Annotated in this window: 11 protein-coding genes; 6 read left to right on the plus strand and 5 right to left on the minus strand. The window is 43.5% G+C overall.

The genetic code is table 11. The features are described from left to right. The 4 genes from QVP35_RS13830 to QVP35_RS13845 all read left to right on the plus strand — a co-directional run. Positions 1–262: methylated-DNA--[protein]-cysteine S-methyltransferase (locus QVP35_RS13830; protein WP_288187940.1), on the plus strand; the 262-nt coding region annotated here is incomplete at its 5' end. A gap of 13 nt (positions 263–275) precedes the next feature. Further along, complete coding sequence (locus QVP35_RS13835; protein WP_009289769.1) at positions 276–839, plus strand: DNA-3-methyladenine glycosylase I; 564 nt, start codon at positions 276–278, stop codon at positions 837–839. 123 nt (positions 840–962) lie between these two features. Beyond that, on the plus strand, positions 963–1397 hold the full coding sequence (locus QVP35_RS13840) for a PTS sugar transporter subunit IIA (RefSeq protein WP_006567138.1): 435 nt from the start codon (positions 963–965) through the stop codon (positions 1395–1397). A 150-nt stretch (positions 1398–1547) separates the two neighbouring features. Then, positions 1548–2027, plus strand: a complete 480-nt coding sequence (locus tag QVP35_RS13845) for a helix-turn-helix domain-containing protein (RefSeq protein WP_009289768.1) — start codon at positions 1548–1550, stop codon at positions 2025–2027. A gap of 13 nt (positions 2028–2040) precedes the next feature. Here the strand turns inward: QVP35_RS13845 and QVP35_RS13850 are convergent, their stop codons facing one another. Together QVP35_RS13850 and QVP35_RS13855 are read right to left on the minus strand one after the other, a co-directional pair. Beyond that, entirely contained in the window at positions 2041–2346 is a 306-nt protein-coding gene (locus QVP35_RS13850; protein WP_009289767.1) for a YolD-like family protein, read from the minus strand. Continuing rightward, positions 2336–3595 (minus strand): Y-family DNA polymerase, encoded by a 1260-nt coding sequence (locus QVP35_RS13855; protein WP_009289766.1) that lies wholly within the window; start codon positions 3593–3595, stop codon positions 2336–2338. Before QVP35_RS13855 ends, QVP35_RS13850 begins: the two co-directional genes overlap by 11 nt. A gap of 151 nt (positions 3596–3746) precedes the next feature. On the opposite strand from QVP35_RS13855, the gene QVP35_RS13860 reads away from it, so the two are divergent. Continuing rightward, positions 3747–4367, plus strand: a complete 621-nt coding sequence (locus QVP35_RS13860) for a flavodoxin family protein (protein ID WP_009289765.1) — start codon at positions 3747–3749, stop codon at positions 4365–4367. A 21-nt stretch (positions 4368–4388) separates the two neighbouring features. Then, positions 4389–4877, plus strand: coding sequence for a flavodoxin (locus QVP35_RS13865; RefSeq protein ID WP_006567133.1), 489 nt, complete (start codon positions 4389–4391; stop codon positions 4875–4877). Between the two features lie 49 nt (positions 4878–4926). On the opposite strand, the gene QVP35_RS13870 is transcribed toward QVP35_RS13865, so the two are convergent. Genes QVP35_RS13870 through QVP35_RS13880 form a run of 3 tightly spaced genes read right to left on the minus strand, consistent with a single transcriptional unit; the run spans position 4927 to position 5967 of the window. Next, on the minus strand, positions 4927–5190 hold the full coding sequence (locus QVP35_RS13870) for a hypothetical protein (protein WP_009289764.1): 264 nt from the start codon (positions 5188–5190) through the stop codon (positions 4927–4929). Between the two features lie 13 nt (positions 5191–5203). After that, complete coding sequence (locus tag QVP35_RS13875) at positions 5204–5587, minus strand: SHOCT-like domain-containing protein (RefSeq protein ID WP_006567131.1); 384 nt, start codon at positions 5585–5587, stop codon at positions 5204–5206. A 20-nt stretch (positions 5588–5607) separates the two neighbouring features. Next, the gene (locus tag QVP35_RS13880) at positions 5608–5967 is read right to left on the minus strand and encodes a DUF2089 domain-containing protein (RefSeq protein WP_009289763.1); all 360 of its coding nucleotides are present in this window, start codon (positions 5965–5967) and stop codon (positions 5608–5610) included. Between the last annotated feature and the right edge of the window lie 21 nt (positions 5968–5988).

Below are 5988 nucleotides of genomic sequence, written 5' to 3' on the forward strand. Positions count from 1 at the left end.
CTATGGAAAGGTGATGACCTACGGCGAAATTGCCGGGAAGATAGCTGCAAAGACTGGCAGAACACGAATGTCTGCCCAGGCAGTCGGAGGGGCGGTCAGTCATAATCCCATTTCTATTATCATTCCCTGCCACCGGGTAGTTGGGGCGAATGGAAGCCTGACAGGATATGCAGGGGGCATTGCCGCCAAAATAAAACTGCTTGAGCATGAAGGGGCAGATATGTCACAGCTGTTTGTTCCGAAAAAGGGAACGGCTCTTTAAAGGAGAAGAATTTATGGAATGGCCGGATAAGAAACAGAGATGTACACGGGCAAATCCAAAGAATGAGCTTTACATCCGCTATCATGATGAGGAATGGGGTGTCCCGGTATATGATGATCACAGATTATTTGAAATGCTGGTCCTGGAATCCTTTCAGGCAGGGCTGTCATGGGAATGTGTGCTGAATAAACGGGAGGCATTCCGTGAGGCTCTTGACGATTTTGATTTAGAGAAAATATGTGCTTATACAGAAGACAAGATGCTGGAACTTCAGCAGAATCCGGGAATCATCCGCAATAAGCTGAAAATCAGAGCGGCGGTAAACAATGCAGAGATATTCCGGGAGATACAGAGAGAATACGGTACATTTTCAGAGTATATCTGGCATTGGACGGACGGAAAGGTGATTTTTGAAAGGGGGATGGCTCATTCTGAATTGTCAGATGCTGTATCAAAAGACCTTAAGAAGAGGGGAATGAAATTCGTGGGGACAACGATTATATATGCATATTTACAGTCGGTAGGCGTAATATATTCTCATGACAAAGACTGTTTTTTGGAACATGGCTTGTCGTGACAGTGATAACTTTGTCAAATTTATTTTTGATAAATACAGCACTGGAATAAATGGATTTTTGGACGCAGAATTTATATAATCTATATATAAGCAGCAAATAAATTTAAAATTGGAGGAATTAAAATGGCAGGCAATAAAGTATTTAATGAAAATAATATTCGTCTCAATGTGAAACTGGATTCAAAAGAAGATGCAATCAGGGCAGCAGGCGGCGTGCTGATTGAAAATGGCTATGTTCAGCCGGAATACCTGGAAGATATGCTGAAACGTGAAGAGGCAGCTTGTACTTATATTGGCAATCATGTCGGAATTCCGCACGGTATCTGCAAGTCAGAGGAGAGGATCAAGTCCTCCGGGATCTCACTGCTGCAAGTTCCGGACGGAGTGGACTATGACGGTCAGACTGCTTATGTGATCATAGGGATTGCAGGGAAAAATGACGAACATATTGAAATGCTCGGCAAGATTGCAGTCACATGTTCCGACCTTGACAATGTGGATAAGATAGCCCATGCGAAATCCAAGCAGGAAATCTTAGATATCTTTGAAGGAATCTAAGAAAGACGAAATAATATCGGTCAGGAAGAAGAATGTGTAAGTTCTAAAGGACTTCACATTCTTTTTTCTTTTATCTGCCGGAATTCTACCACAGGTAGATAGTATTTCATGAAAATCTAAGGTACAATAAACAGTATCAAGGAGGCAGTTATGGATATACAAAAAATCGGAAATTACATAAAATGTAAAAGAAAAGCACAGGGATTGACACAGGCTGAGCTGGCTGGACTGCTTGGCATTACAAATAAGGCTGTATCAAAGTGGGAGAACGGAAAGTGTCTCCCTGACCTGTCACTCCATGAGAAGTTATGCGATGCCCTTCATATAACACTGAACGAGCTTGTGGCGGGCCAAGATATAGAGAGTACACAGCTGCCGGAAGCCAGTGAACAGAACATGAAAACAATGTTAGGAAGCTGCCAGCATTTAAGATCACTGAAAGATGTGTGCATCGGTTTGCTGCTGCTGTTCATCGGACGTCTGATGCCTTCTACGCAGTTAAAGCATATGACGTCCGATGCTTCGCAGTTCATTTTTGGCGTATCCGAAGGCGTATCTATCGGTATTACGCTGATTGGTATTGCCTGGCTGATTTTTGGAGCAGTCAAATTCAGCCAAAAGGAGGAGTAATATGATTCTCCAGCTATTGATCTGATATACTTTGGATATTGTCAAAGAAAATACTCTTTTCTCCGACGAAGATTCTGCGGAATACCGGATCAATAAAAGACACTGTTCCTTTTGTCTCTGTATATGCACTTTTTTCGTAATGAACAATGCATACATTTGATCCTTTGCCGATCAACTTTATTTTTTCATTTAAAAGTCTTAATTCTTCTTCCGTCAACTCTTTTTTTGGAACTGACTGCTTTTCTATCTCACGAAGCATTTCATCAAAACCTCGTAAAGCGGCAAATGGAAGAAATTGTCTTGCACGGTCAGCTTTCATTGTGGCCTCCGATTAGCGTGTTGCGTTTTCTGGCAGTTGCTTTTTCACACAGGCTCATTCCGCGCACCACGGCGTTTTTTCCGAATCGATGCTTAATGGAAAGGACGGCATCCTGCAGATGCTGTTCCTTTTCATCTTTTTCCATATCTGAAAACAGATGAAGCTGCCGAAAGGAAGTCTCCTCCACATGATTTGCACCGACAGAGATTTTGCGGATGGGAATGCCCCTCTGTACAGTCTGGTGATAAAAACGTTCAAATTCATGAGAGAGTTCCCGATAGGAATCGGTCCGCTCCGAAAGTTTCCTGGTGCCGCCGGATGGAGGAAGTTCTCTTTTGGAGTATGCGACGGACATGGAAATGGAATCGGTTGTCAGATGACGGCTCCTGAGTTCCAGAGCCAGTGCATCTGTCATCTCTTTGAGGACCAGAAGAGCATTGTCATAAGAATAATCTTCAAAAAGGATCTGGCTTTGAGAAACAGAGTGGCTTTTAGACTCATAATCATGAATTTCTTTTATGGTACACGGCTCCCGCCCGTGGGCATGGTCGATGAGAAACTCTGCATTGACACCAAATTCTTTATAAAGAAGCTTTTCATCCATATGTGCCGTCCCGTAAAGATCATAAATGCCATAACGGCTGAGCCTGGCCGCGATGCCTTTTCCGATATTCCATATATCTGTGATCGGGCGGTGATGCCAGATGGTCCTCTTAAATTCTTTTTCATCCAGATAACCGATATGATCCGGTGAATGTTTTGCGGTGATATCCAGGGCTACCTTTGCCAGAAATAGGTTTGTGCCGATGCCTGCCGTGGCACAGATCCCGGTTTCTCTGCGAACAGCATCCATCAGCATGACCGCCATTTCTTTCGGAGTTTTTCCATACGTATGCAGATAAGGTGTGAAATCCAGAAAGCATTCGTCAATAGAATAGACATGGATATCTTCTTTGCTGACATAGTTTAAATAAATGGAGTAGATCCGGGCGGAATATTCCATATAGAGCTTCATCCGCGGCTTTGCAGTGATATATGTCACAGTCTCCGGAATTTCAAAAAGACGGCAGCGGTTTTTGATTCCAAGAGATTTCATGGCCGGCGTGACGGCGAGGCATATGGCACCCCGGCCTCTGGACGGATCGGCGACCACGAGGTTTTCCTTAAACGGGTCGAGCTTTCGTTCGGCAGCTTCTACTGAAGCATAAAAGCTTTTCAGATCAATACATGAATAGATTGATTTCTCCATAAATATGACACTCCTTTCTGACTTGAGTATAACACAGCTGACGCTGAGAAGAAAACATATGTTCGATAAAATGAGCGTGGTAATTTATGGGACAAAAAATTCTTGACATGGAGTTAACTCTAAGGAGTATTCTATAATAAAAGGAGGTTTTATGATGAAGGTATTAATGATCAATGGAAGTCCTCATTCAAAGGGGAATACATATGTGGCACTGCATGAAATGGAAAAGATATTTTTGGAAGAGGGCATAAAAACTGAGATAGTCCAAGTGGGAAACAAGGACATCAGAGGCTGTGCGGCCTGTAATTCCTGTGCGGAAAAAGGGAAATGTGTATTTAATGATATCGTCAATGAGACAGCACCGAAATTCGAAGAATGTGATGGCCTGGTGGCTGCCAGTCCAGTCTACTATGCTTCGGCAAATGCCACGCTGAGTGCTTTTCTTGACCGGCTGTTTTACAGCACACAATTTGATAAGACCATGAAGGTCGGTGCGTGTGCCGTGGCGGCAAGACGAGGAGGTTTATCGGCAGCATTTGATCAGCTGAATAAATATTTTACGATCACAGGAATGCCGGTTGCATCCAGCCAATACTGGAACGGCATACACGGAAGAGAGCCCGGAGAGGCACGACAGGATGAAGAAGGGCTGCAGACGATGAGAACCTTGGCAAAAAATATGGCCTTTCTTATAAAAAGCATTGCGCTCGGAAAGGAAGCATATGGATTGCCTGAGAAGGAAGAATTCCAACAGACAAATTTTATCAGGTAATGACCAGAAAGAAGGGATACAATGAATAAAAAAATATTAGTTGCCTATTTTTCGGCAACAGGCACAACTAAAAAGGCCGCCCAGGCGCTGGCAGAAGCAGCACATGCAGATATTTATGAAATTAAGCCGGAAGTTCCGTATACAAAAGATGATTTGAACTGGACGGACAGAAAGTCCCGCAGTTCTGTGGAGATGAGCGATCAGACCTATCGGCCTGCAATCGCTGATCAAAGTGCGGAAATTGAAAACTATGATCTCATTTTTCTTGGATATCCGGTTTGGTGGTATGTGGCTCCGACGATTGTCAATACATTTTTAGAGAGCTATGATTTTGGAGGAAAAACCATTGTGCTGTTTGCCACTTCAGGGGGAAGCGGATTCGGGAAGGCAGCGGAGAAACTGAAGAGCAGCTGTGCCGATGCCGCAGTAATAAAAGAAGGGAAAATCCTCAACGGAAAACATTCAAAAGAGGAGTTAGCCGCCTGGGTTGAAAAAGTCAGAAATCAATAAAAAAAGAAACGTCTCTTGGTCAATTCAAATATCTGACCAGGAGACGTTTTTACAGTTTTAAGGACACAAAGGTGCCATCCGGTGCTTCCACATGAATGATTTCCAGGCCTTTATGTTCCTTGAAAAGATCCAGGGATTCTCTCAATACTAGAGAGATAATATCTTTTGAAATCAGGCTGCAGTAAGGACCCGGCGTACGACTTTTCATGTCTTCGAATATTCTGTCTGGAATGAATCTTATGACAAAACCGACCATAGAAACCGGGACCGGCATAGACAGGTGTACCCCTTTTGTTCTGATTTTTACTTTCATATGAGATACCCTGTCAGTCTACAAAGACTCTTACAGTCGTTCCGTCCGCTGCGGCTACGCTGACAAAATCTCCTTCGATTTCGTCGTCCAGACATTCGGAAACAGCGTCCATCATGCTGGAAAGATCAACTCCTTCCAGATCTTTTTCCGGAATCGGAAGTTTCCCGGTCACTTTTAATATCTTCTTGATGGCTCCCACCGGGAACTGTACGTTTACTTTGTCACCCGAAACACTGTCTACAATGATGCGGAACATTTTTTTGTCGTAGCTGTTTCTCTTTAACACCGGCTCCCGGGGAGGAGTCTCCGTATTCATAGCCGCCATCAGTTCAGCTCCCTGCTCTGCCGTGATCGTTCCATCCTCAACCATTTTTAAAATTCTTAATTTCTCATCCATGATAAACTCCTTTTTCTATGCTATTTTAACTGTGCGATTGCCTGTTCCGCTGTTATTTCACCGTTTTCCAGTGCTTTCAAAATTTCTTCTTTTTGAACCGGCTGTTCATCGGGAGCTGATTCATAACCGAGTTCTTTGATCACTGTGTCCAGTTTGGACCGGACCGTGGGATAGGATATGCCGAGCGTCTTCTCAACCTCTTTGATATTTCCACGGCAGCGGATAAAAGTCTCTGTAAAATACAGATCTTCGTCTGAAAGATAATCAAATTTGCTGAGTCTGAAATTATTTTCAATGATGGTATTGCAGGAGTTACATTTGAGTCTTGTGACGGCCAGGTCATTCCTGCACACGGGACAGCGGCTGATAATCTTTTTCATGCATTCATTTCCTTTCTGTTT

This window comes from Anaerostipes sp. CAG:276, from assembly GCF_000432215.1.
In the GTDB taxonomy this organism is placed as follows: Bacteria; Bacillota; Clostridia; order Lachnospirales; family Lachnospiraceae; genus Anaerostipes; species Anaerostipes caccae.